Origin of the sequence: Neoalteromonas facilis, from assembly GCF_002807665.1 — a bacterium.
GTDB classification, from domain to species: domain Bacteria; phylum Pseudomonadota; class Gammaproteobacteria; order Enterobacterales; family Alteromonadaceae; genus Alteromonas_E; species Alteromonas_E facilis.
Map to the genome: position 1 here is coordinate 1 of NZ_PEAY01000023.1, position 261 is coordinate 261.

At 53.3% G+C, this 261-nt stretch carries 1 rRNA gene; it reads left to right on the plus strand.

Features of this window, described 5'->3' with window-relative positions:
• Nucleotides 1-261 (plus strand): 23S ribosomal RNA (locus tag CSH93_RS17815); the annotation flags it as partial.

A 261-nucleotide genomic window follows, 5' to 3' on the forward strand; every position in this document is an offset into this window, starting at 1 on the left:
ACCGGGAGATAGCTGGTTCTCCCCGAAATCTATTTAGGTAGAGCCTCGGACGAATTCCATTGGGGGTAGAGCACTGTTAAGGCTAGGGGGTCATCCCGACTTACCAACCCTTTGCAAACTCCGAATACCAGTGAGAACTATCCGGGAGACACACGGCGGGTGCTAACGTCCGTCGTGGAGAGGGAAACAACCCAGACCGCCAGCTAAGGTCCCAAAATATTGCTAAGTGGGAAACGATGTGGGAAGGCTAAGACAGCTAGG